Consider the following 23,322-nt stretch of genomic DNA (forward strand, 5'->3'; position numbering starts at 1 on the left):
GCCAGTTTTAGTTGACCACTTCACATGCATAAGGTGCATGGATTTGCATGCAGATTGCAGGGCACATAATACCCATTAAAGGCAGGTATGGCGCGGCCTGAGCCACCTTATGCAGTTGCATTAAATGCGACCGATAAAGCGGGCAGGCGAGGAGGGGGTAGTATTGCGCGCTGGCACCGTAATTACATTTGTTTTTTGAGGCTCTCAGCGTGTCGTGATGGCGATAATTCAACAAAAGCGGTGTTGTAGCGGGAGGGTGCAGCGCGCCTTATGATTCGAGTGATAATGCCGCCAAACGACGGCATTTTTGACACGGCGGGTAGTGCATTCCGCACCACGGCTAAAAGTCTAGGGTTTTGCTAACTGACCATACTGGACAATATCACCATCAGTTATGTTAGAAGCCGAAACAAGCAAGTAATGTTTCTCATCAACAATCTTGACTTCATCATCCTGTACGGCTAACTCAAACATTGCGATTTTATTATTTGCCATAAACTGAGCAGAAACAGCTTTGCAAATTAACTGAGGAAATTTTTCAGCACAACATAAAATATCCTGTTTAGTCTGAACAACTGCGTGTTTATCGCTCCCACCTTTAGCCTGTACAGGTATAACAAACTGTCTACCATATTTATCTACCGCAACATATATTTCATCTATTTCTATTTGACCAACACCTTTTACAGTGGTCCTTAGATGGTTTTGCAGTGAAGAAGCAGTAATGCCTAGAAACGTGTCAACTAGCCTGTTATAACGAACTTTTGCCAATAGTGCTTGTTCATCGCTTAAAGCATAACGCTCAATAATTTCAGGTGTGGCATCGGGTATTTTTATTGTAACCAGATCATCTCTTGGCACTATTCTATTCATCTTGACCTGATGAAACTTATAACTAGCTCTTTTAACACCACTAATTACCCACTCGTAACCATCCTCCGCCTTATTGGAAATATTTTCAGGAAGATCAATCCTATACCTTACTGAATAGATTACATCACCGACATTTTTTGGAATATCAACTCCCAACTCGGCAGCCATAGCTGCGATTTCTGTTCTGTTGAAATCAAACTCACGCATCCCTTCTTGGTAATGAGAGAAAAATATTCTCTCAATAATGGCGAGGTAATTGTTACTCTTGCTCATAGACTACTTCCTTTTTTTCTTTCCGAGTTCTTTGAGCGATGGTATCGGCTGGCACTTCAAAGAATTTTGCAGCAGTTTTCATATCAACCGTTAACAACCAATTATCACCAAGACTTAAAGTGTTTTTTGGTTTTGCTGGAGTTACATTCAGTTTATCAATAATCACTGAAGCAACAGCCCGAGCCAAATATGGTGGGACACTATTACCTAATTGCCTAAACCCATGCCATTTTGTGCTATGAAATCTAAACCAATCCGGGTATGAGTGTAAACGGGCAGCTTCGCGCACTGTTATAACTCGTGGCAATGTTGGATGAATTGGGCGAGGCGAAGTAAATGCACCACGGGCACTATCAGTACCAGCGCGTAAAGTATTACACAGACCATTTAAATCAAGCTTTCTGAACCTACTTACAGGCTCAGTTTCACCATTTGGTGTTGACATAAATCTATCTTGAGATAACTGTGTATGCTCTGTCCTTAAACTTGAGCTTAATAAACTATTATTAAATTCACGCTCGTATCCAAAATCAAATTTATCTTTTTCAAGCCCACGAAGAATCCGAGAATATTTAGATTTTGTAGTCCACGAAGTTTGAACAGAATCTTGTTTTTTAAGTTCTAAAAATGTATCAGCATCAGGGAGATCTGATATTGCTTCTCCTACTGTAACTGAATATTCTAAAGGCTGTGGGTAAGAAGGTAAATCTTGTCCACGCTTAGCAGCAATTAAGAATAATCTTTCCCTACTCTGAGGCACTCCAAATTTAGAAGCATTCAAAACCTTATAAGGCGTAAGAACGTTATAACCAGCTTCATTTAACGACTCGATAATTTCACTAAGGAATTTGGCATGTTTCCCAATGGTTAATCCTTTAACGTTTTCAAAGACACAATACTTAGGAGACAGCTCCTTTACCAATCTAACAAAATGTGAAACGAGTTGGTTTCTAGGGTCATCTAAAGCTCTTTTACCAATTAATGAAAACCCTTGGCAAGGCGCACCGCCAAATACAACATCTATTTCTTTTCCATCTAAACCAGCTAATTTTCTAATGTCGTCACCCGATAAATTTTCGACGCTGGCACAAATAGTTGTACAGAGAGGGAAATTGTATTTATGTGTGGCGCAATGGATAGGATCTATTTCAACAGAGGCTGCGATATCGAAGCCTGCCTTTTCGAAACCTAAGGACATTCCACCCGCACCAGAAAAAAGATCGATACCTATTGGCCTAATCATAAAAACCTCAATAAATTCAATGCGATTGATAAAAAATCATTACTCAATTCGACTACCTTACCATGAACATACATGTACATAAATACAGTTTTACATCACTTTTTAGCTGCATGTCTTAGCCCCTCAACACACTCTTTCGCAAAATCATAAGGAGTTACATGTTTGTGTTGGTTGACACTTAGATAATCTGCCCACCATTGCACCATCAACCTGCGTTCATCCAAATGCTCAGACGTATGGATATAAGCAGCCCTTACATTATTACGCTCAGAGTGGCTCAACTGACGTTCAATCGCATCATCACTCCACAGGCCAGATTCCCCCAGCGCTCCACGAGCCATTGTTCTGAAACCATGCCCGCAAACCTCTGTCTTGGTGTCATAGCCCATAGCGCGCAGAGCATTGTTGACTGTGTTTTCACTCATGACTTTCTTAGGGTCGTGATCCCCAGGAAACAGGCGTTCATTATCACCGCTCAACTGCTTCAGGCGCTCCAGCAAGGTTAGTGCCTGCCGACTAAGAGGAACAATATGCTCCTCTTTCATCTTCATTCCGCGATGGGAATAACGGACGCCTTTTATCTCTTCTCGCTTCGCTGGAACGCGCCAGAGAGATTTTTCGAAATCGAATTCATCCCAGCGAGCAAAACGTAACTCACTGGAACGGACAAAAGTCAGTAGTGAAAGCTCAACAGCGATACGTGTGATCAACCGGCCCCGGTATGCAGCAAGACGTTCCAGAAAGTCGGGGAAACGGCTAAAGGGCAATGCAGGATAATGCCGGGTTTTTGTCGTAGCAAGCGCACCAGCCATATCAACAGCCGGATTCGTATCGATGTAATCATTCTGCACTGCATAACGCATAATCGCCGTGACACGCTGCTGAAGACGTTGAGCAACGTCATGCCTGCCACTGGCATCGACCGTTTTAATTGGGGCCAGTAGCTGACTGGTTTTTAACTTCCTGATGTCTGCCGAACCAATATGAGGGAAAATATACAGTTCGAGATAACGCAGTATCCTGGCACGATGGTCATCACCCCAGCGCTTGTTGCTGGCATGCCATTCACGGGCGATACTTTCAAGGGTGTATGCCCCTGCTGATTCGGCTTGCGCTTCTTTATTTTCGGCTTTGGGGTCTATCCCCTGCCCTAACTGCTTTTTAGCTTCTTCGCGCTTAACGCGAGCCTCAGCAAGCGTGACTGTCGGCCAGACACCAAATGCCAGACGGTCTTCTTTTTTGTCAGCGGGACGCCGGTACTTCATGCGCCAGTATTTAGATCCTTTGGTAGACACCTCAAGATACAAACCGCCACCATCGGCCATTTTATAGTTTTTTTCTTTGGGTTTTGCGGTTTCGACCTGGCGGGCGTTGAGCTTCATTTGGGGGCACATTTTCTATCGAAGTGAGGATGCCCCCAATTATGCCCCCAGCGATGCCCGGATTGCAACGGATGTGCCCGGACGAATTTGGAGCAAAAAAAAAGCCTTTCGGCTTTTTTTCAGTAACTTACGGACTGTTACGGACGTTCTCAAACATACTAATGGTGCCGAAGGCCGGAATCGAACCGGCACATCTCTCGATGGTTGATTTTGAATCAACTGCGTCTACCGATTTCGCCACTTCGGCACTGAAGGGTATGCGGAAAACGTTGTGGATTATACCGTTACCTCCTGCATACGCAACCCTATTCCGCATGGTCTGCGTTTGAATGCTGAAAAAACGCGCGCCAGCCAGTATATCGATAGCCAGTTCGGTCGGGGCATGCCCCGCCCCTACGATGTTTCAGTGCAGATAATTCTCAAACCTTGAACCATAATGGCCATGTGGCTGCAGAAAAGGGAACTCCCTCGCTATCCCGCAGTCGGAACAATCAGTTATCGGCGCGGTGCCAGGAGGGTGCTGCGCGTCACATCATATTAAATGGGTATAACAATGAAAGCAGCAATGAAATGGGTTCTGGCATGTTCTGTTTCTACCGCACTGTTCAGTGCAGCAGCAGGCGCCGCGAGCTGGCAGGATCAGCTTAACTCTGCCGCCAGCGCGCTGGGCCAGAACAACAGCAGCGCAACCACTGCCAACACCTCCGGGGCTAACGCGACGCCTGCGGGTAGCTCGCTGGGTGCGTTGACCGGATTATTGAACGGCGGCAGCCAGTCGCTCAGCGCAGGCACCATGACCAACGCGGCGGGTGTGCTGGAGTACTGTGTGAAGAACAATATTGTCGATAACAATGTGTCATCAGTAAAAGACAAACTGCTCGGTAAGCTGGGGCTGGCGGATACGCAGAAGCAGCAGGAAACCACCGACTATAAGCAGGGCCTGATGGGTCTGCTGAACACCGGCAACAATCAGCAGGTGAACCTGAAAGCACTGGGTGAAACGCCAATGGGCAAAAAGGTGAAAACCAAAGCCTGTGATCTGGTGCTGAAGCAGGGCAAACAGTTTATCTCGTAATCTCTCCCTTAAGGTGGCAGGGCTGTCCCCTTGCCACCTTCTTTCCCCCGGCCACCGTTGTGTGGCCTTTTTTTATTTTACGATCAAACGAATACCCAGCAGCGCCATCACACTGCCGCCTAAACGGTCGAGTGGCGCTTTGAAGCGCAGATAGGTGTTACGCGGCCCGCGTGACGACAGCGCATAAGCGACGAACAGATACCACAAGCCATCCACCATCATCGCCACCAGCGGGATAGCAATCAGCATGCCGTTGCTCACATGGGCAGGCAGCAGCGCGGCAAATACCCCTGCGAAGACCATCGCGGTTTTAGGATTACTGATCTGGGTGGTAAAGGCGGTGAGAAAAGCACGTTTAAAACTTTTACCGTTGCTGCCCGGCAGATCCAGCGCCAGCGGTTCGCGGGCGCCGCGAAACATCTTATACGCCATCCACAGCAGATAGAGACCCCCTGCCGTCTTCAGCGTCAGCCACAGCACAGGGACGGCATTTAACAACGTATGCAGCCCCATCAGCGCGATAATGGCGAAGATAAGGCTACCCGCGCCCATTCCCAGTGCAGCACCGATGCCAGCGCGGCGAGAAGAGGCGACGGCGGTACGCGCCACCAGAATAAAGCTCGGTCCCGGACTGATAGCACCCAGCCCCAGCGCACCACCGATTGAAATCACTGAAAGTACTGCTGCATCCATCTTCCACCTCCATCATGTAATATCGTTTAACTTACTGAGAGTGGGCATTAACTGGCAAGTCATAATTGACTGAGACGCCTGCTATGCTTACAGAAACCAAGATCTGCCTTTCAACCAGATGGATGCCTGAAGATGACCGAGCCGCTCCTTATTGCCCAAACTTCTGAACAACAACTGCACTTGCTGCCCGCGATGGCAAACCGCCACGGGCTGATTACGGGCGCCACCGGCACCGGTAAAACCGTCACGCTGCAAAAACTGGCGGAGAGCTTCTCGAATATCGGCGTGCCGGTGTTTATGGCCGATGTGAAAGGCGATCTGAGCGGGATTGCCAAAGCCGGAACGGAGTCAGAGAAACTGCTCGCCCGTCTGGCGAAGATTGGCGTGTCGGACTGGTCGCCGCAGAGCAATCCGGTGGCGCTGTGGGATATCTTTGGCGAACGCGGCCATCCGGTGCGTGCCACGGTGTCGGACCTCGGGCCGCTGCTGCTGGCGCGTCTGCTGAATCTGAACGATGTGCAGAGCGGCGTATTGCAGATTATCTTCCGCGTCGCCGACGACCAGGGCCTGCTGCTGCTCGATTTTAAAGATCTGCGCGCCACCACTCAGTACATCGGCGAGAACGCCAAAGCGTTCCAGACCCAGTACGGCAACATCAGCAGCGCCTCGGTAGGTGCCATCCAGCGCGGGCTGCTGTCTCTGGAGCAGCAGGGAGCGGAATACTTCTTTGGTGAGCCGATGCTGGATATCAACGACTGGATGCGCACCGATGAAAACGGTAAAGGGGTGATCAACATCCTCGCATCCGAGAAGCTGTACCAGATGCCAAAGCTGTACGCCACCAGCCTGCTGTGGCTGCTGTCAGAGCTGTATGAGCAACTGCCGGAAGCGGGCGATCTGGAGAAGCCCAAACTGGTGTTCTTCTTTGATGAAGCGCATCTGCTGTTTGACGATGCACCAACGGTGCTGCTGGATAAGATCGAGCAGGTGATCCGTCTGATCCGCTCGAAAGGTGTTGGCGTGTGGTTTGTGTCGCAGAATCCGGCGGATATCCCGGATGCCGTGCTGGGCCAGCTGGGCAATCGCGTGCAACACGCCCTGCGCGCCTTTACGCCGAAAGACCAGAAGGCGGTCAAGGTGGCGGCACAAACCATGCGCGCCAACCCGGCGTTCGATACCGTTGCTGCCATTCAGGAGCTGGGTACGGGTGAAGCCCTGATCTCCTTCCTGGATGAAAAAGGCAGCCCATCGGTGGTGCAGCGTGCCTCCGTGATTGCCCCCGGTTCCCGCATGGGTCCGGTGACCGATGATGAGCGTAACGGGTTGATTAACCACTCGTCACTCAGCGATAAATACGAAGAAGCCGTCGATCGCGAATCCGCGTACGAGATGCTGCAAAAAGGAATACAAAACGCCACCGACAGCGCCAGTGCGCCCGCTGCCAAAGGCGAGAACGTGGCGGTGGATAACGGTATTCTCGGCGGGCTGAAGGATATTCTGTTCGGCACCACCGGGCCGCGCGGCGGTAAGCATGATGGCGTGGTGCAGAGCGTGGCGAAAAGCGCAGCACGGCAGATCACCAATCAAATCATCCGTGGTGTGTTAGGCAGCATCATGGGCGGAAGGAAACGATAAGGGGTTTATGGATAAGGAACGTGAGTTAATCCGGGCGAAGCGCCTGCCGCTGCTGTTACTGGTCGGCGCTGCGCTGTTGTTTATCGCCACCATTCTCTGGCCGCTGTACGGGCCGCCCAATCCCTGGGTCGCCGGGCTGAAAGCGGTGGCAGAGGCCTCGATGGTCGGGGCGCTGGCCGACTGGTTTGCGGTCAGTGCGCTGTTCCGTCGGGTGCCGATCCCGCTGGCGGGGCGTCATACGGCGATCATTCCACGCAATAAAGATCGTATCGCCGACAACCTCGCGCTGTTCGTGCAGGATAAATTCCTCAATACCGATTCGCTGCTGGCGCTGATCCGTCGCCACAACCCGGCTCAGATCATTGCCAACTGGCTGAGCCACCCGGACAACGCTGCCCGCCTCAGCGGGATGGTGCTGAAAACCGTGCGTGGCTTTCTCGATCTGGCCGACGACGAGCGCATTCAGGGGTTTATGCGCCGGGCGATCCACAAGGCGATCGATAAGGTGGATCTCAGCCAGTCGGCGGCCATGATCCTCGACAGTCTGACCAAAAATAACCGCCATCAGCAACTGCTGGATGATGCCTTAGCGCAGATCCTGCAGCTGGTGAACAAGCCTGGCACTCACGAGTTTATCGCCCATCAGGTGGTGAGCTGGCTGAAGCGCGAACATCCGCTGAAGGAGAAGATGCTGCCGAGCGAGTGGCTGGGGGAAAAAAGCGCCGAGCTGGCGGCCAATGCGGTGCAGTCGATCCTCACCGAGATTGAACACGATGATGCGCACCAGCTGCGCCAGGGCTTTAATCGCGCAGTGCAGCGGCTGATTACCCGCCTGCGCAATGACCCGGAAATGGCGGAGAAAGCGGAAGAGATTAAAGCGTATCTCAAGCAGGACGAGACGCTGAACAGCTATATCGGCCAGCTGTGGAATGATTTGCGTACCTGGCTGAAGGACGATCTGGATCGCCCCGATTCCATGCTGCATGCCAAAGTGAGCGCTGCCGGGCAGTGGTTTGGCGAAACCCTGATGCAGGATGAACCGCTGCGCCATTCGCTTAACCAGCATATGGAAGAAGCCGCCAGCAACGTGGCACCGGAGTTCTCGGCGTTTCTCAGCCGCCATATTAGCGATACGGTGAAAAGCTGGGATGCGGCGGATATGTCACATCAGGTGGAGCTGAATATCGGGAAGGATTTACAGCGCATCAGAATTAACGGGACGTTAGTCGGTGGGGTAATTGGGCTGATATTGTATTTGCTGTCACTGGCGCCGCAGTTACTGGAAAGGGCACAGATGCTGTAGAGGCCGACCTTCTTTTTCGGTCAGCCTTTAGCGTCACGGGCGGACCGAAACAGAAGGTCCGCCCCTACGTGAAATTGAATCGGCTAGCGCCGCTTCAGCAGCATAAACACACTGATGGCAAAGAACGCGGCGCTCGGTAACAACGCTCCCAGCAATGGCGGGATGTTATACACCAGGCTCAGCGGCCCAAAGATCTGGTCCAGCACGTAGAACAGGAAGCCGAAACTGATCCCGGTGACCACGCGCATCCCCATCGACACGCTGCGCAGCGGGCCAAAGATAAACGACAGTGCCATCAGCATCATCACCGCTACCGATAGCGGCTGGAAGATCTTGCTCCACATATTCAGCTCATAGCGGCCAGAAACCTGGCCACTCTGCTTCAGATACTTCGTATAGTTATACAGCCCGGTGATCGACAGCGCCGTCGGGTCCAGCGCCACCACACCCAGTTTGTCCGGGGTCAGGGTGGTTTTCCATTCGCCAGTCAGCGTCTGGCTGCCTTTCACCTGCTGCGGGTCAGTCAGATCGGATTGATCAACCTGCGCCAGCTCCCATAATTTTTTCTCAGTGTTGTACTGCGCAGAGGCGGCGTAACGCACGGTTTGTAAACGGCGCTCTTTGTTAAAACTGTAGATACTGATGCCTGCCAGCTGGTTGTCGCCACGAATACGTTCGATAAAGATAAAGTTATCGCCGTCTTTCGCCCACAGACCGTTTTGCGTGGAGAGCAATGACCCTCCCACCAGCTGCTGTGCGCGGTAGTTACGCGCCATCTGCTCGCCCTGCGGGGCCACAAACTCACCGATTGCCATCGTCAGCAGCACCAGCGGGATCGCCGTTTTCATCACCGAGGCCGCAATCTGCATACGGGTAAAGCCGGAAGCCTGCATCACCACCAGCTCGCTGCGCTGTGCCAGCGTGCCTAAGCCCAGTAGCGCCCCCAGCAGAGCGGCCATCGGGAAGAAGATCTCAATATCTTTCGGCACACTCAGCAGGGTATACAGCCCGGCACCGAGCACGGTGTATTCTCCCTGCCCGGTTTTACGCAGCTGGTCGACAAATTTGATGATGCCGGAGAGCGACACCAGCATAAACAGCGTCGCCATGATCGTATTGAAAATCGTTTTACCGATATATTTGTCAAGAACGCCAAACATCAGACCGACCCTCCGCGAGTGAAACGCCCACGCAGCCGGCGCATTGGCACCGTGTCCCACGCATTCAGCAGTACGGCCAACGCCAGATACCCGAGGTTAACCCCCCACATCCACAGAGCCGGATCGAGGCGCCCCTTATTGCCACTGGAGCGCAGCGAACTTTGCAGCAGGAAGAACACCAGATAGAGCAGCATCGCAGGCAGCATCGACAGCACGCGTCCCTGACGTGGGTTAACCACGCTGAGCGGCACCACCATCAGCGCCATGATCAGCACCGAGAACACCAGCGTCAGCCGCCAGTGCAGCTCACTGCGGAAATCAGGTTTATCAGAGCGCCACAACTCGCCAAAGCTCATCTGCTCAGAGTCATTCGGGTCAAGGGTGGCAGTCTGATGGCCGACAATCGCCTGGTAATTTTTGAAGTCAGTAATGCGGAAGTCACGCAGCAGCGCGGTGCCTTCAAAACGGGTGCCGCTATCCAGCGTCACGACCTGCGAACCGTCTTTACGCTGCTCCATATGACCACGGTCAGCCACCACCACGGAAGGGCGGGCATTGCCTTTCGGCCGCAGCTGCGCGAGGAAAACCTTGCCAAAATTGTTGCCTTTGACGTTTTCGATAAACAGCACAGATTGACCATCGCCAGACTGCTGGAACTGACCGGCGGCCAGCGCAGCGGCGCCCGGGTTTGCTTTCGCGTTCTGCATCACTTCACTTTGATAACGTGAAGACCACGGTCCCATCCAGCCAACGTTGACCGCAGCAATCAGTGCCGTGAACAACATCAGGATCATCGCCGCCTTCACCAGCACGCTCTTGCCTAAACCACAGGCGTGCATCACGGTGATCTCACTCTCGGTGTATAACCGACCAAGCGTCATCAAAATGGCTAAAAAGAGGCTTAATGGCAGGATCAGCTGTGCCATCTCGGGCACGCCAAGGCCCAATAAGGTCAGGACTAAATTTGTAGGGATCTCGCCATCCACCGCGGCTCCCAGTATCCTGACTAACTTCTGGCAAAAGAAGATCAGCAGCAGGATGAACAGGATAGCCAGCTGGCTTTTGAGCATTTCCCGAACCAGATATCTAATAATGATCACGCTGAATACGCCTGTGAAAACTTGTCTTTTTGCAGGAAAATCGCTAGTTTCATCGCTTATACGCCATTTATTCTCATCAATGGCCCAAGTCACTACTAAAATAGTATGACAACAACCGCGTTCTGGTGATGCAAAAAAAAATAATCCTCACCAAAACCCAATCTGACAACAGCGTCATGCGACAGCGCTATACGTTACGAAAGCGGCCTATTCTAGCCGCAGCAAGCGCCGTTGTCTTTAAGATTCAGGAGAGTGCATGGAGTTCAGTGTAAAAAGCGGTAGCCCGGAAAAACAGCGCAGTGCCTGTATTGTGGTGGGCGTGTTTGAACCGCGCCGGTTGTCACCGATTGCTGAACAGCTGGATAAAATCAGCGATGGATACATTAGCGCCCTGCTGCGCCGTGGTGAACTGGAAGGAAAAGTCGGCCAGACTCTGCTGCTGCATCATGTGCCGAACATTCTCTCTGAACGTATCTTGCTGATTGGTTGTGGCAAGGAGCGTGAGCTGGATGAGCGTCAGTACAAGCAGGTCATTCAAAAGACCATTAACACGCTGAACGACACCGGATCGATGGAAGCCGTCTGCTTCCTGACCGAGCTGCACGTCAAAGGGCGCAACACCTACTGGAAAGTGCGCCAGGCGGTTGAAACGTCAAAAGAGACGCTGTACAGCTTCGATCAGTTGAAAAGCAACAAGGTGGAGCCGCGTCGTCCGCTGCGCAAACTGGTGTTTAACGTGCCGACGCGCCGCGAACTGACCAGCGGTGAACGTGCTATCCAGCACGGTTTAGCGGTGGCTTCGGGCGTTAAGGCCGCGAAAGATCTCGGCAATATGCCGCCGAACATCTGTAACGCGGCTTACCTCGCGTCACAGGCGCGCCAGCTGGCGGATACCTGGGCTAATATCACGACCCGCGTCATCGGCGAACAGCAGATGAAAGAGCTGGGGATGAATGCCTATCTCGCCGTCGGTGCCGGTTCGCAGAACGAATCTCTGATGTCGGTGATTGAGTACAAAGGTAACCCGGACAAAGAAGCGCGCCCTATCGTGCTGGTTGGGAAAGGCGTCACCTTTGATACCGGCGGTATCTCGCTCAAGCCGGGCGAAGCGATGGACGAAATGAAGTACGATATGTGCGGAGCCGCTTCCGTATATGGCGTCATGCGCATGGTCGCTGAGCTGGGTCTGCCGCTGAACGTCGTGGGTGTGCTGGCGGGCTGTGAAAACATGCCGGGTGGCCGTGCTTACCGTCCAGGTGATGTGCTGACCACCATGTCCGGCCAGACCGTGGAAGTGCTGAACACGGATGCGGAAGGTCGCCTGGTCCTGTGCGATGCCCTGACCTACGTTGAGCGCTTTGACCCGGATGTGGTGATCGACGTGGCCACGCTGACCGGTGCCTGCGTGATTGCGCTGGGCCACCACATCAGCGGCCTGTTGTCGAACCACAACCCGCTGGCGCACGAGCTGATTGGTGCCTCTGAGCAGGCAGGCGATCGCGCATGGCGTCTGCCGATGGCCGATGAATATCAGGAGCAGCTGGATTCCAATTTTGCCGATATGGCGAACATTGGCGGCCGTCCTGGTGGTGCCATCACCGCAGCCTGCTTCCTGGCGCGCTTTACGCGTAAGTACAACTGGGCACACCTTGATGTGGCCGGAACCGCGTGGCGCTCAGGGAAAGCCAAAGGGGCTACCGGTCGTCCGGTTGCCCTGCTGTCTCAGTTCCTGTTGAATCGCGCAGGTCTGAACGGCGACGATTAATGCGCCGGGGCGACCAGAATAAGGTCGCCGACAATATCCAGGGGCGGATCAACGATCCGCCCTTGCCGTTTATTTTAACCAGGCCTGAACACATGAAAAACGCCACTTTCTACCTGCTGGAAACCGACACCCCGGTTGACGGGCTGAGCGCTCATGAAGCGCTGGTCTGCGATCTGGCCGAGGCCCGCTGGCGTGACGGGAAGCGCGTGCTGATTGCCTGTGAAGACGAAGCGCAGGCTATCCGACTGGATGAAGCCCTGTGGCAACGCCCGGCGAATGCCTTCGTGCCGCATAATCTGGCCGGTGAAGGCCCGAAATACGGTGCCCCGGTTGAGCTGGCCTGGCCACAGCGTCGCGGCAATTCTCCGCGCGACCTGCTGATCAGCCTGCTGCCACAGTTTGCAGATTTTGCCACCGCTTTCTATGAAGTGGTAGACTTCGTTCCCTATGAAACATCTTTGAAACAGCTGGCGCGCGACCGCTATAAAGCTTATCGCAGCGTTGGATTCCACTTGAATACGGCAACGCCGCCTTTGCCTAAGACATAGCAGACATGGAAAAGACATATAACCCGCAAGATATCGAGCAGCCGCTTTACGAGCACTGGGAACAACAGGGCTACTTTAAGCCGCATGGCGACACCAGCCAGGAAAGCTTCTGCATCATGATCCCGCCGCCGAACGTCACCGGCAGCTTGCATATGGGTCACGCCTTCCAGCAGACCATCATGGACACCATGATCCGTTACCAGCGTATGCAGGGTAAAAACACGCTGTGGCAGGCAGGTACAGACCATGCGGGCATTGCCACGCAGATGGTCGTCGAGCGTAAGATCGCCGCAGAAGAAGGCAAAACCCGTAAAGATTACGGTCGCGATGCGTTCATCGAAAAAATCTGGCAGTGGAAAGCCGAATCCGGCGGCACCATTACCCGCCAGATGCGCCGTCTGGGCAACTCCGTGGACTGGGAGCGTGAGCGCTTCACCATGGACGAAGGCCTGTCGAACGCCGTAAAAGAGGTGTTCGTTCGCCTGCATAAAGAGAACCTGATCTACCGTGGCAAACGCCTGGTGAACTGGGATCCTAAACTGCGCACCGCCATCTCTGACCTGGAAGTGGAAAACCGCGAATCAAAAGGCTCCATGTGGCACATCCGTTATCCGCTGGCTGATGGCGTGAAAACCGCTGACGGTAAAGATTATCTGGTGGTCGCGACGACTCGCCCGGAAACCGTACTCGGTGATACTGGCGTGGCAGTCAATCCTGAAGATCCACGTTACAAAGATCTGATCGGCAAATTCCTGGTACTGCCGCTGGTTAACCGTCGTATACCGATCGTCGGTGACGAACATGCGGATATGGAGAAAGGCACCGGCTGCGTGAAGATCACCCCGGCGCACGACTTCAACGACTACGAAGTGGGACGTCGCCACAAACTGCCGATGATCAACATCCTGACCTTCGACGGTGACATCCGTGAAACCGCCCAGGTGTATGACACCAATGGCGAAGAGTCTGATGCCTGCGATCCGACCATTCCGGCTGAATTCCAGAAGCTTGAGCGCTTTGCCGCGCGTAAGGCGATCGTGGCAGCGATTGATACCCTCGGCCTGCTGGAAGAGATCAAGCCTCACGATCTGACCGTACCTTATGGCGATCGCGGCGGCGTGGTGATCGAGCCGATGCTGACCGACCAGTGGTACGTGCGCACTGCCCCGCTGGCAAAAGTGGCGGTAGAAGCGGTAGAACAGGGTGATATCCAGTTCGTACCGAAGCAGTATGAAAACATGTACTTCTCGTGGATGCGTGATATCCAGGACTGGTGCATCTCGCGTCAGCTGTGGTGGGGTCACCGTATCCCGGCCTGGTACGATGCCGAAGGTAACGTCTACGTTGCCCGCAACGAAGAAGAAGTGCGCGCCGAGAACAATCTGGGTGCCGACGTGGTGCTGACCCAGGACGAAGACGTGCTGGATACCTGGTTCTCTTCCGGGCTGTGGACCTTCTCCACACTCGGCTGGCCAGAGAATACCGAAGCACTGCGCACCTTCCATCCGACCAGCGTACTGGTCAGCGGCTTCGACATCATCTTCTTCTGGATTGCCCGCATGATCATGCTGACCATGCACTTCATCAAAGATGAAGACGGCAAACCGCAGGTGCCGTTCAAAACCGTGTACATGACCGGTCTGATCCGTGACGACGAAGGGCAGAAAATGTCCAAGTCCAAAGGCAACGTGATCGATCCACTGGATATGGTTGACGGTATTTCGCTGGAAGACCTGCTGGAGAAACGCACCGGCAATATGATGCAGCCGCAGCTGGCGGAGAAAATCCGTAAGCGCACCGAGAAGCAGTTCCCGAACGGCATTGAGCCGCACGGCACCGATGCCCTGCGTTTCACCCTGGCGGCGCTGGCCTCAACCGGTCGCGACATCAACTGGGATATGAAGCGCCTGGAAGGTTACCGCAACTTCTGTAACAAGCTGTGGAACGCCAGCCGCTTTGTGCTGATGAATACCGAAGAGCACGACTGTGGTTTCAACGGCGGCGAGCTTGAACTGTCGCTGGCAGATCGCTGGATCCTCGCGGAATTCAACGAAACGGTGAAAGCGTATCGCGCAGCACTGGACAGCTATCGCTTCGATATTGCGGCGAACATCCTGTATGAGTTCACCTGGAACCAGTTCTGCGACTGGTATCTGGAGCTGGCTAAGCCGGTGATGAACGGCGGTACGGAAGCTCAGCTGCGCGGCACGCGTAACACACTGGTGACGGTGCTGGAAGCCCTGCTGCGTCTGGCGCATCCGATTATTCCGTTTATCACTGAAACCATCTGGCAGCAGGTGAAAGTGCTGAAAAATATCAGCGATGACACCATCATGCTGCAGCCGATGCCGGAATTCAGCGAAAGCCGTGTCGATGTGGCAGCGATGACTGACACCGAGTGGATGAAGCAGGCGATCGTCGCAGTGCGTAACATTCGCAACGAGATGAATATCTCGCCGTCCAAACCACTGGATGTGTTGCTGCGTGGTGCCAGTGATGATGTGGTGCGTCGTGTGAACGACAACCATAACTTCCTCAAATCCCTGGCGCGTCTTGAAACGCTTGAGCTGCTGCCAGCGGGCGAGAAAGGCCCGGTTTCCGTGACCAAACTGGTTGAGGGTGCCGAGCTGCTGATCCCGATGGCCGACCTGGTGGATAAAGCTGCCGAGCTGGAGCGTCTGGTGAAGGAAGTATTGAAGCTGGACGTGGAGATGGAAAAAATCACCACCAAGCTGGGCAACGAAGGCTTTGTGGCGCGCGCGCCGGAAGCTGTCGTGGCGAAAGAGCGTGAGCGTCTGGCAGACTTTGAGCAGGCGAAGATCAAACTGATTGAGCAGCAGGCAGTGATTGCCGCGCTGTAAGGGTGAAGGGAGGGGCATGCCCCTCCCCTACAACACCGTTCCCTGTAGGGGTCAGGCATGCCTGGCCCTTTTTTATTGCGTGCCAGGCCCTTTCTTACAGATTTATTCCGCAGCCTGGATGGCTTTGATACGCGCAGGCATATCCGGATGGGTACTCATCCATTCTGGCAGATTAAGCCCGCTTTTGACCTTCTCAGAGGATTGCTCAAGCTGCCTGTAGATCTCAGACATCGCGGCCAGAGAGCGCCCCTGCTCCTTCATCTGCACAATGGCATAATCATCGGCCTCACGCTCCATGCTGCGTGAGAACTGCAGCTGATCGACAAACGCTGCCGACTGTAGCAACGTGTCACCAATCCCGCTGACATCACCGGTCAGCCAGAGATAACTCAGCGACACCAGCGACGAACGCACCAGCATACGCATCACATGACGATGCTGATGATGCCCCATCTCGTGCAGCATCACCGCGACAATCGCATCATCACTTTTCGCCATCCGCACCAGTTCATCGCTGACGATCAGCGTACCGTCTGCCAGCATAAAGGCGTTCGGTCCCCCGGCGAAATGCATGATCTTCAGCCGCAGCGGCGTCGGGTCATTTTTCATTTCAGCCGGTATGCTGTCACGGAACAGCCGGTTCATACGCTGCTGTTGCTCTTCCGTGAGGCGTCCCACGCTGAAGCCGGTGTGCTGGAGCAGAGTGAAGGTTTGCTGGCCGATCTGGCGCTCAACGTACGCGGGAATATGTTGCGCCAGCACGCGGCTGGTGGCAGGCAGGATCACCCAGATATAGAACGCAATCGCCGCCAGCGTTGCCAGCAGGGTCAGTACAACACCACGGCGATGCTGCTCCAGCCGGTGAACCAGACCAGGACGACGACGCTGCTGCCACCATTCGCGGAACGCCGCATCATTATCCGGGACAAAGCGTCCGCCGTCCGGGAAGGAGAGCGTCAGCGGAATGGTGCCAAGCGCGTCAGAGACCGTGACATCTTTCAACATCAGGAGCTGACGATGCGCGCCCTGATCCAGCGTCATATGCTGTTCCGCTAATGTAAGACGTGCAGCCTCGCGAGCTGCACGTCCAGGGTACTGATAAAAGCCGTTTAGGTGCAAGATCAGATGCCTGGGTTCAGGTCGAATGCTGCAACAACTTCTTCCGCCACGGCGGTACCGGCACTGTCATTGTGCGCCTGCACATCCAGCAGAGAGATATCGCCTTCCAGCGCGGTACTGTTCGCCATATAACGCGCCAGACGAACTTCAGCGATTGGCGTACCCAGACCCAGAGTGAAAATAACAATCAGGGTATTGGTCAGCGTCAGGCCTAAGAATGATCCTGTGGACATAGTTGACTTAAGACGGAGTTTTTCACCTAATTGAGTCTGGCCAAACACGTAATTACGCTGCGCCACCACTAAATAAGCAGAAGAAACTAAACCACCAAAAAGTAATATTAAGAAGGTCAGGAAGATATTAAAGATATTGCCAGCCATCAGGCTGTTCAGCATCTCCGGATCGGTCATGCCCATTGCCACAGCATAGAAAATTGAGACAAACAGAGAACCAATCAACATTCCCGCGATGATCAGGAATGGCAGCATAATCAGGAAACTGATTAACACCATTTTGATGAACGCTTTTTTGCTCAGTTCGGCTTTAAATGGCAGGGAACCGTATGACATGTTGTTGATATACAGATCGTGGTTCAGTGCAGCAACGGAGCCCTGAACGGCCGCCAGGCCTGCCAGGAACAGCACAAACGCCAGGATGCCGACGGTCAGTGCAGCGCTGATGCTGCCAGTGTTTGCAGCGAAGAAACCGATCGCACCCACCACCAGATAGAGCGCCAGCACCAGCAGTACCGGGCACAGGAACATCGTCCAGTAAGCGCGGCCCACGCGGCAAAGGTAGTTAAAACGCACACCACGGAAGCTGCTCATCAGCGCGTTATAACGCCAGCTGCGGATGATAATCCACGGAATCAACGCAAAAAAGGCCAGCACGAACAGTGGAGCAACAGCCGGGAAGGCTGAAGAGAGAATAAAGAACAGTACCAGGCCCACGAAGACGATAATACGGCCTTTCAGAATATCAATGGGGCGGGCGTGGTAATCAAAGCGATCACCCGCAATTTCGGTATTGCCATAGAAATAGCGACGGCGACGAACGGTAGCCCATGCAGAATAAATACCCAATGTGATCATGGTCAGCAGTGCATTGACCAGCCAGATAGAGAAATATTCACCAGAACGACCGTGGAACAGCACCGCATGGCGTTGCTGATTCGAGGTATTGTTTTCCATTTTTTTTCTTCCTGAAACATAGAAATAGTCTTCTGCAAAGCAGAAAATAAAAGCGTAATAAATAGCCGGGCTATTTAAGCATGGTGTTGGAAACCCGACAATAAATAATTATCATTTCGATAACAGACTCAGACAAGTTACCGGCGGGCGCACAGACATTGCATCCGTACGCTGGCAGTGTTATTACACTACCTGCAACCGACAAGCCCATGAGCGAAATGTATGACAACCGCAATTCAGACAACCCTGCGCGTGCGCCCGATCGTTCCCGCTGATAATCCGCATATTGCTGCGGTGATCCGCGCCGTATCGGCAGAATTTGGCCTGACGGCAGATAAAGGCTATACCGTTTCTGATCCCAATCTTGACCATCTCTACGAAGTCTATAGTGAAGAAAACTGTGCTTTCTGGGTGGTCGAAGTGGAAGGAAAGGTTGTGGGCGGCGGTGGCATCGCGCCACTGGCGTGCAGCGATGCGGATGTCTGCGAACTGCAGAAAATGTATTTTATGCCATCGGTGCGCGGCCTCGGGCTGGCACGCCGTCTGGCGATTCAAGCGATGGACTACGCCCGCGAGCAGGGTTTCAAACGCTGCTACCTGGAAACCACCGCGTCACTGACGCGTGCCATTCGCCTGTATGAGCATCTCGGCTTCGAGCATATCGATGGCCCGATGGGCTCCACCGGTCATGTGGATTGCGAAGTGACGATGCTGAAGAACCTGTAATAGGGCGGCCGGACCCAAACCTCGGTCCGCCCTACGATTCATCACGTTTTCGGCCATTCCGTCAGGAAAATGCCGGAACACCACTGTGAAAACGCAGCTGGTTGTCCGGTTCCATGATCAGACGCGCTTCCGTTTCCCCGATTTTACGCACCCGCACACTGATATCCGTTGGTGAGATCAGTGCAGCCAGCGCCAGGTAATCCTGATAGTGACGCGCCTCTGAGCGCAGCAGCGACACATAAAACGCCGACAGTTCATCATCCAGGTACGGTGCCAGGCTGGCAAATCGCTCGCAGGACCGCGCTTCGATATAGGCCCCGCAAATCAGTTTATCCACCAGCGTTTGCGGTTCATGCGTGGTGATCTCGCGTATTAACCCTTTGGCATAGCGGCTGGCAGTGATGCGCATATAGGGAATACCGCGTGCCTGCATAATCTCCAGCACCTGATAGAAATGGTGCAGCTCTTCTTTGATCAGCAGCACCATCTTATCCACCAGCTCATCGCCCCAGGGCACCTCTTCGCGGTTGATAATGGTTTTTGACAACCCTTTATGCTGTTCAAGAAAAGCCAGATCGGCCTGATCGTTGTGAACAAACTGCTCCCAGGGGCTCAGCCACGCCAGCAGTGCATCGCCGCTGGCTGTGTCCGCGACATATTTACGGATCAGCCACATGGCGGTCTGCGCCGCTTTCAGCTCACACACCAGATGGTCGGTCAGTAGCAGAGGAAGATGTTGCGGCTGACGGGCTTCGTCAATCCAGGCTTGAGGCGTACGGCAGTGCAGGAAATCGAGGACAGGGGCCAGCAGGTGTTCGGTATTCATTCGCTCAACGTCATGAAGTGGCCGGGCATGCCCGGCCAGAATTTACAGGGGAGAATCAGTGACGGATGCCGTTATCTTCGCCGTCGATGGCTTCGTCATCTTCGTCGTCTTCGTCGTCATCCTGCGCATCCGGATCTTCGAAATAAGTGCCCCAACCGTCGTAGTCAACGTTGAACTTGCCCGCCACATCGATCAACTGCTCAACCTGCGCGTCGATCAGCTCAGCGTTCAGCGCGCCTTCGCTGAGGATATCGCAGCACATTACTTTGGTGCCGTCTTCCAGATCCAGCTCTTCCGGCTCGGTCACTTCGTAACCCAGTTTGAAGGCTTCCACCGCCGCTTTCTCCAGCGCATCGAAGCTGTCGCAAGAGAAATGATGCTCAATGGTGTACAGCGCATCCGGGTCGCTGCCATCATCCAGCAGCTCTTCAATAATCAGCCGCGTTTCTTCACGCTGCTCTTCCAACAATGCTTCATTAGCCATGATCTCTTCCTCATTAGGGCGTTATTTCGCGTATTTTCCCACAGTGCCCTCTGCGCCACTACCTTTAAAAGAAAGTTTCTGCTCTCCGGGGTTGAAAGTGAATATTAATACGGTTAAATTGAATTTTAATTCATTAAAGATGACCCTGGAGTGCTTTATGAGTCAATTATATCAACGTCACTTCCTCAGGCTGCTCGATTTCACCCCTGCTGAAATCAACGGCTTACTGGCGCTGGCGTCCACGTTAAAGACCGATAAAAAAAATGGCGAAGAAATTCAGCACCTGAAAGGTAAGAATATTGCGCTCATCTTCGAAAAAGACTCGACCCGCACCCGATGCTCTTTCGAAGTTGCCGCATACGATCAGGGCGCGAACGTCACCTATCTTGGCCCAAGCGGCAGCCAGATTGGCCATAAAGAGTCGATGAAAGACACCGCACGCGTACTGGGCCGTATGTACCACGGTATTCAATATCGTGGCCACGGCCAGGTGCTGGTGGACTCCCTCGCCGAACACGCTGGCGTGCCGGTGTGGAACGGCCTGACCAATGAGTTTCATCCTACCCAGTTGCTGGCCGACCTGCTTACCATGCAGGAACACCTGCCGGAGAAAGCCTTCAGTCAGATGACCCTGGCCTACGTTGGCGATACGCACAACAATATGGGTAATACGCTGCTGGAAGCGGCGGCGCTGACAGGCCTGGATCTGCGTCTGGTGGCACCGAAAAGCTGCTGGCCGGATGCAGCGCTGGTTGCCGAGTGCCGCAGCGTGGCAGAAAAAACCGGCGGTAAAATCACCCTGACAGAAGATATTGCGGAAGGGGTGCTGGGCGCTGATTTCATCTACACCGACGTCTGGGTCTCTATGGGTGAGCCGAAAGAGGTGTGGCACGAGCGTATTGCCCTGCTGCGCCCTTATCAGGTGAATATGGCGATGCTGCAGGCCACGGGTAACCCGCAGGTGAAGTTCCTGCACTGCCTGCCTGCATTCCACGACGACCAGACCACGCTGGGCCAGCAGATGGCACAGCAGTACGATCTGCACGGCGGCATGGAAGTGACCGACGAGGTGTTTGAATCGTCGCACAGCGTGGTGTTTGACCAGGCGGAAAACCGTCTGCACACCATTAAAGCCGTGATGGTCGCAACGCTGGCACAACTGGGGTAATTCAGTCGAGGCAAACGATTACGTTGTGCGTTTTTCGCTTGCTGCAAACGAATGAATGCGTATAATGCACCCCGTTTGCCGGGAGGATGCATGAAACTCAATTGTGTTAATCAAGCCGTACTGAATCGCCTTTCAACAGGCGGGCAGCACCGTTTTTCCTCCCGTTGCATGACCGATCATCAAGAAAAGCCCCTCAATGAGGGGCTTTTTTTTGCCCGCATTTTAATGCAAAAACATTGCTCTATAGCATTCCTGAGGCAGCCAACACAGCTGCATCATGAATGATAACGAGCATAAGGAGTGGAAATGGCTAACCCCCTATATCACAAACACATTATTTCAATTAACGATCTCAACCGTGAAGAGCTGGAGCTGGTGCTGCGTACCGCGGCCAGCCTGAAGGCGAACCCGCAGCCTGAACTGCTGAAGCATAACGTGATTGCCAGCTGCTTCTTTGAAGCCTCCACCCGTACCCGCCTGTCGTTTGAAACGGCGATGCATCGTCTTGGCGCGTCCGTGGTCGGCTTTGCCGATGGCGGCAACACCTCGCTGGGCAAGAAAGGGGAAACCCTGGCCGATACCATCTCCGTGATTGGCACCTATGTTGATGCGATTGTCATGCGTCATCCGCAGGAGGGCGCTGCGCGTCTGGCAACCGAGTTTTCCGGCGGCGTGCCGATCCTCAACGCGGGCGACGGTGCCAACCAGCATCCTACTCAGACGCTGCTCGACCTGTTTACCCTGCAGGAAACCCAGGGCCGTCTGAATAATCTCAGCGTGGCGATGGTCGGCGATTTGAAATATGGCCGCACCGTGCATTCACTGACGCAGGCGCTGGCGAAGTTTGAGGGCAATCGCTTCTACTTTATTGCACCGGATGCGCTGGCGATGCCGGCCTACATCACCGATATGCTCGACGAAAAAGGCATTGTCTGGACGCGCCACGACAGCATTGAAGAAGTGGTGCCACAGGTGGACATTCTGTATATGACCCGTGTGCAGAAAGAGCGCCTTGATCCGTCGGAATACGCCAACGTCAAAGCCCAGTTTATTCTGCGCGCCAGCGATCTGGTGGGCGCACGCGACAATATGAAAGTCCTGCACCCGCTGCCGCGTATTGACGAGATCGACACAGATGTCGATCACACGCCGCACGCCTGGTATTTCCAGCAGGCAGGTAACGGTATCTACGCACGCCAGGCACTTCTGGCGCTGGTACTGAACAGCGAACCGGTTCTGTAAGGGGATAAGCACATGACACACGATAATAAATTACAGGTTGAAGCGATCAAACGCGGCACGGTGATTGACCATATCCCGGCGCAGATTGGCTTTAAGCTGCTCTCCCTGTTCCGCCTGACGGAAACCGACCAGCGCATTACCATCGGCCTGAATCTGCCCTCCGGTGAACTGGGCCGCAAAGACCTGATCAAGATCGAGAACACCTTCCTGACCGACGATCAGATCAACCAGCTGGCGGTGTACGCTCCGCACGCAACGGTGAACCGCATTGATGATTACAACGTGGTGGCGAAAAGCTCTCCGACGTTGCCGGATCGTATTGAACGCGTGCTGACCTGCCCGAACAGCAACTGCATCAGCCGTTCTGAACCGGTACATTCCAGCTTTGCGGTGAAACAGCGCCAGGACGAGCTGCACCTCAAATGCAAATACTGTGAGAAAGAGTTCGCGCACCATGTGGTGATGGCCAACGGCTAAAGCCGTTTGCATTTCATCTGTTCGGTGGGCAGGATGTTCCCCACAGGCACGGGCGAGGCATGCCTCGCCCCTACGAAGTCTGCGCAGGGGTCGGGCATGCCCGACCCCTGTAATGAGATCCCGCGTAGGGGTCGGGCATGCCCGACCCATGTAATGAGATCCCTCGTAGGGGTCGGGCA

21 protein-coding genes and 1 tRNA gene are annotated in these 23,322 nt (G+C 53.8%); 11 read left to right on the forward strand and 11 right to left on the reverse strand.

The window, feature by feature from the left end; translation table 11 throughout:
• Window positions 1-348: 348 nt before the first annotated feature.
• From ACFL9S_RS19210 to ACFL9S_RS19225, 4 genes are all read right to left on the reverse strand, one after another.
• Window positions 349-1,146: a hypothetical protein gene (locus ACFL9S_RS19210; protein ID WP_405263456.1), complete on the reverse strand. Its 798-nt coding sequence runs from the start codon at window positions 1,144-1,146 to the stop codon at window positions 349-351.
• Window positions 1,133-2,389 carry a DNA cytosine methyltransferase gene (locus ACFL9S_RS19215; protein WP_405263457.1) on the reverse strand — a complete coding sequence of 419 codons (1,257 nt, stop codon included), beginning with the start codon at window positions 2,387-2,389 and terminating at the stop codon, window positions 1,133-1,135. The genes ACFL9S_RS19210 and ACFL9S_RS19215 overlap by 14 nt, the downstream gene beginning before the upstream one ends.
• A 95-nt stretch (window positions 2,390-2,484) precedes the next feature.
• A complete protein-coding gene (locus tag ACFL9S_RS19220; protein WP_405263458.1) occupies window positions 2,485-3,771 on the reverse strand; it encodes a tyrosine-type recombinase/integrase in 1,287 nt (428 codons plus the stop codon).
• Window positions 3,772-3,933: 162 nt separating this feature from the next.
• Window positions 3,934-4,018 (reverse strand) — tRNA-Leu (locus tag ACFL9S_RS19225).
• A 306-nt stretch (window positions 4,019-4,324) separates the two neighbouring features.
• Here ACFL9S_RS19225 and ACFL9S_RS19230 point away from each other — a divergent pair.
• On the forward strand, window positions 4,325-4,846 hold the full coding sequence (locus ACFL9S_RS19230) for a DUF2501 domain-containing protein (protein ID WP_405263459.1): 522 nt from the start codon (window positions 4,325-4,327) through the stop codon (window positions 4,844-4,846).
• 72 nt (window positions 4,847-4,918) lie between these two features.
• Here the strand turns inward: ACFL9S_RS19230 and ACFL9S_RS19235 are convergent, their stop codons facing one another.
• Window positions 4,919-5,539 carry a LysE family translocator gene (locus ACFL9S_RS19235; RefSeq protein WP_405263460.1) on the reverse strand — a complete coding sequence of 207 codons (621 nt, stop codon included), beginning with the start codon at window positions 5,537-5,539 and terminating at the stop codon, window positions 4,919-4,921.
• Between the two features lie 132 nt (window positions 5,540-5,671).
• Between ACFL9S_RS19235 and ACFL9S_RS19240 the strand changes: the two genes are divergently transcribed.
• Both ACFL9S_RS19240 and ACFL9S_RS19245 read left to right on the forward strand, forming a co-directional pair.
• Window positions 5,672-7,174: a helicase HerA-like C-terminal domain-containing protein gene (locus tag ACFL9S_RS19240; protein WP_405263461.1), complete on the forward strand. Its 1,503-nt coding sequence runs from the start codon at window positions 5,672-5,674 to the stop codon at window positions 7,172-7,174.
• Between the two features lie 7 nt (window positions 7,175-7,181).
• Window positions 7,182-8,477: a DUF445 domain-containing protein gene (locus ACFL9S_RS19245; RefSeq protein ID WP_405263462.1), complete on the forward strand. Its 1,296-nt coding sequence runs from the start codon at window positions 7,182-7,184 to the stop codon at window positions 8,475-8,477.
• Window positions 8,478-8,560: 83 nt separating this feature from the next.
• Here the strand turns inward: ACFL9S_RS19245 and lptG are convergent, their stop codons facing one another.
• Together lptG and lptF are read right to left on the reverse strand one after the other, a co-directional pair.
• A complete protein-coding gene (lptG, locus tag ACFL9S_RS19250; protein WP_405263463.1) occupies window positions 8,561-9,637 on the reverse strand; it encodes an LPS export ABC transporter permease LptG in 1,077 nt (358 codons plus the stop codon).
• The gene (gene lptF, locus ACFL9S_RS19255) at window positions 9,637-10,737 is read right to left on the reverse strand and encodes an LPS export ABC transporter permease LptF (protein ID WP_405263464.1); all 1,101 of its coding nucleotides are present in this window, start codon (window positions 10,735-10,737) and stop codon (window positions 9,637-9,639) included. Before lptF ends, lptG begins: the two co-directional genes overlap by 1 nt.
• Window positions 10,738-10,993: 256 nt before the next feature.
• On the opposite strand from lptF, the gene pepA reads away from it, so the two are divergent.
• The 3 genes from pepA (at window position 10,994) to ACFL9S_RS19270 (ending at window position 15,911) form a co-directional block, all read left to right on the forward strand.
• Window positions 10,994-12,502: a leucyl aminopeptidase gene (gene pepA / locus ACFL9S_RS19260; RefSeq protein WP_405263465.1), complete on the forward strand. Its 1,509-nt coding sequence runs from the start codon at window positions 10,994-10,996 to the stop codon at window positions 12,500-12,502.
• Between the two features lie 92 nt (window positions 12,503-12,594).
• Window positions 12,595-13,050: a DNA polymerase III subunit chi gene (locus ACFL9S_RS19265; protein WP_405263466.1), complete on the forward strand. Its 456-nt coding sequence runs from the start codon at window positions 12,595-12,597 to the stop codon at window positions 13,048-13,050.
• 5 nt (window positions 13,051-13,055) lie between these two features.
• Entirely contained in the window at window positions 13,056-15,911 is a 2,856-nt protein-coding gene (locus ACFL9S_RS19270; RefSeq protein WP_405263467.1) for a valine--tRNA ligase, read from the forward strand.
• Window positions 15,912-16,013: 102 nt separating this feature from the next.
• On the opposite strand, the gene ACFL9S_RS19275 is transcribed toward ACFL9S_RS19270, so the two are convergent.
• Together ACFL9S_RS19275 and ACFL9S_RS19280 are read right to left on the reverse strand one after the other, a co-directional pair.
• Complete coding sequence (locus tag ACFL9S_RS19275) at window positions 16,014-17,030, reverse strand: M48 family metallopeptidase (protein ID WP_405263468.1); 1,017 nt, start codon at window positions 17,028-17,030, stop codon at window positions 16,014-16,016.
• A 2-nt stretch (window positions 17,031-17,032) separates the two neighbouring features.
• Window positions 17,033-18,220, reverse strand: coding sequence for a YjgN family protein (locus ACFL9S_RS19280; RefSeq protein WP_405263469.1), 1,188 nt, complete (start codon window positions 18,218-18,220; stop codon window positions 17,033-17,035).
• Window positions 18,221-18,442: 222 nt separating this feature from the next.
• Here ACFL9S_RS19280 and ACFL9S_RS19285 point away from each other — a divergent pair, with 222 nt between their 5' ends.
• The gene (locus ACFL9S_RS19285) at window positions 18,443-18,946 is read left to right on the forward strand and encodes a GNAT family N-acetyltransferase (protein WP_405263470.1); all 504 of its coding nucleotides are present in this window, start codon (window positions 18,443-18,445) and stop codon (window positions 18,944-18,946) included.
• A gap of 61 nt (window positions 18,947-19,007) precedes the next feature.
• Here ACFL9S_RS19285 and miaE read toward each other — a convergent pair whose 3' ends face one another.
• Window positions 19,008-19,772: a tRNA isopentenyl-2-thiomethyl-A-37 hydroxylase MiaE gene (gene miaE, locus ACFL9S_RS19290; protein ID WP_405263471.1), complete on the reverse strand. Its 765-nt coding sequence runs from the start codon at window positions 19,770-19,772 to the stop codon at window positions 19,008-19,010.
• 55 nt (window positions 19,773-19,827) lie between these two features.
• Window positions 19,828-20,256 carry a ribonuclease E inhibitor RraB gene (gene rraB / locus ACFL9S_RS19295; RefSeq protein ID WP_405263472.1) on the reverse strand — a complete coding sequence of 143 codons (429 nt, stop codon included), beginning with the start codon at window positions 20,254-20,256 and terminating at the stop codon, window positions 19,828-19,830.
• A 157-nt stretch (window positions 20,257-20,413) separates the two neighbouring features.
• On the opposite strand from rraB, the gene argF reads away from it, so the two are divergent.
• From argF to pyrI, 4 genes are all read left to right on the forward strand, one after another.
• Window positions 20,414-21,424, forward strand: a complete 1,011-nt coding sequence (gene argF / locus ACFL9S_RS19300) for an ornithine carbamoyltransferase (protein ID WP_405263473.1) — start codon at window positions 20,414-20,416, stop codon at window positions 21,422-21,424.
• Between the two features lie 90 nt (window positions 21,425-21,514).
• The gene (locus ACFL9S_RS19305; protein WP_405263474.1) at window positions 21,515-21,709 is read left to right on the forward strand and encodes a hypothetical protein; all 195 of its coding nucleotides are present in this window, start codon (window positions 21,515-21,517) and stop codon (window positions 21,707-21,709) included.
• A 21-nt stretch (window positions 21,710-21,730) separates the two neighbouring features.
• Complete coding sequence (pyrB, locus tag ACFL9S_RS19310; RefSeq protein ID WP_405263475.1) at window positions 21,731-22,666, forward strand: aspartate carbamoyltransferase; 936 nt, start codon at window positions 21,731-21,733, stop codon at window positions 22,664-22,666.
• Window positions 22,667-22,678: 12 nt separating this feature from the next.
• Window positions 22,679-23,143: an aspartate carbamoyltransferase regulatory subunit gene (pyrI, locus tag ACFL9S_RS19315; protein WP_133844002.1), complete on the forward strand. Its 465-nt coding sequence runs from the start codon at window positions 22,679-22,681 to the stop codon at window positions 23,141-23,143.
• Window positions 23,144-23,322: the final 179 nt, after the last annotated feature.

Origin of the sequence: Erwinia sp. AnSW2-5 (assembly GCF_045107195.1) — a bacterium.
Lineage (GTDB): Bacteria > Pseudomonadota > Gammaproteobacteria > Enterobacterales > Enterobacteriaceae > Erwinia.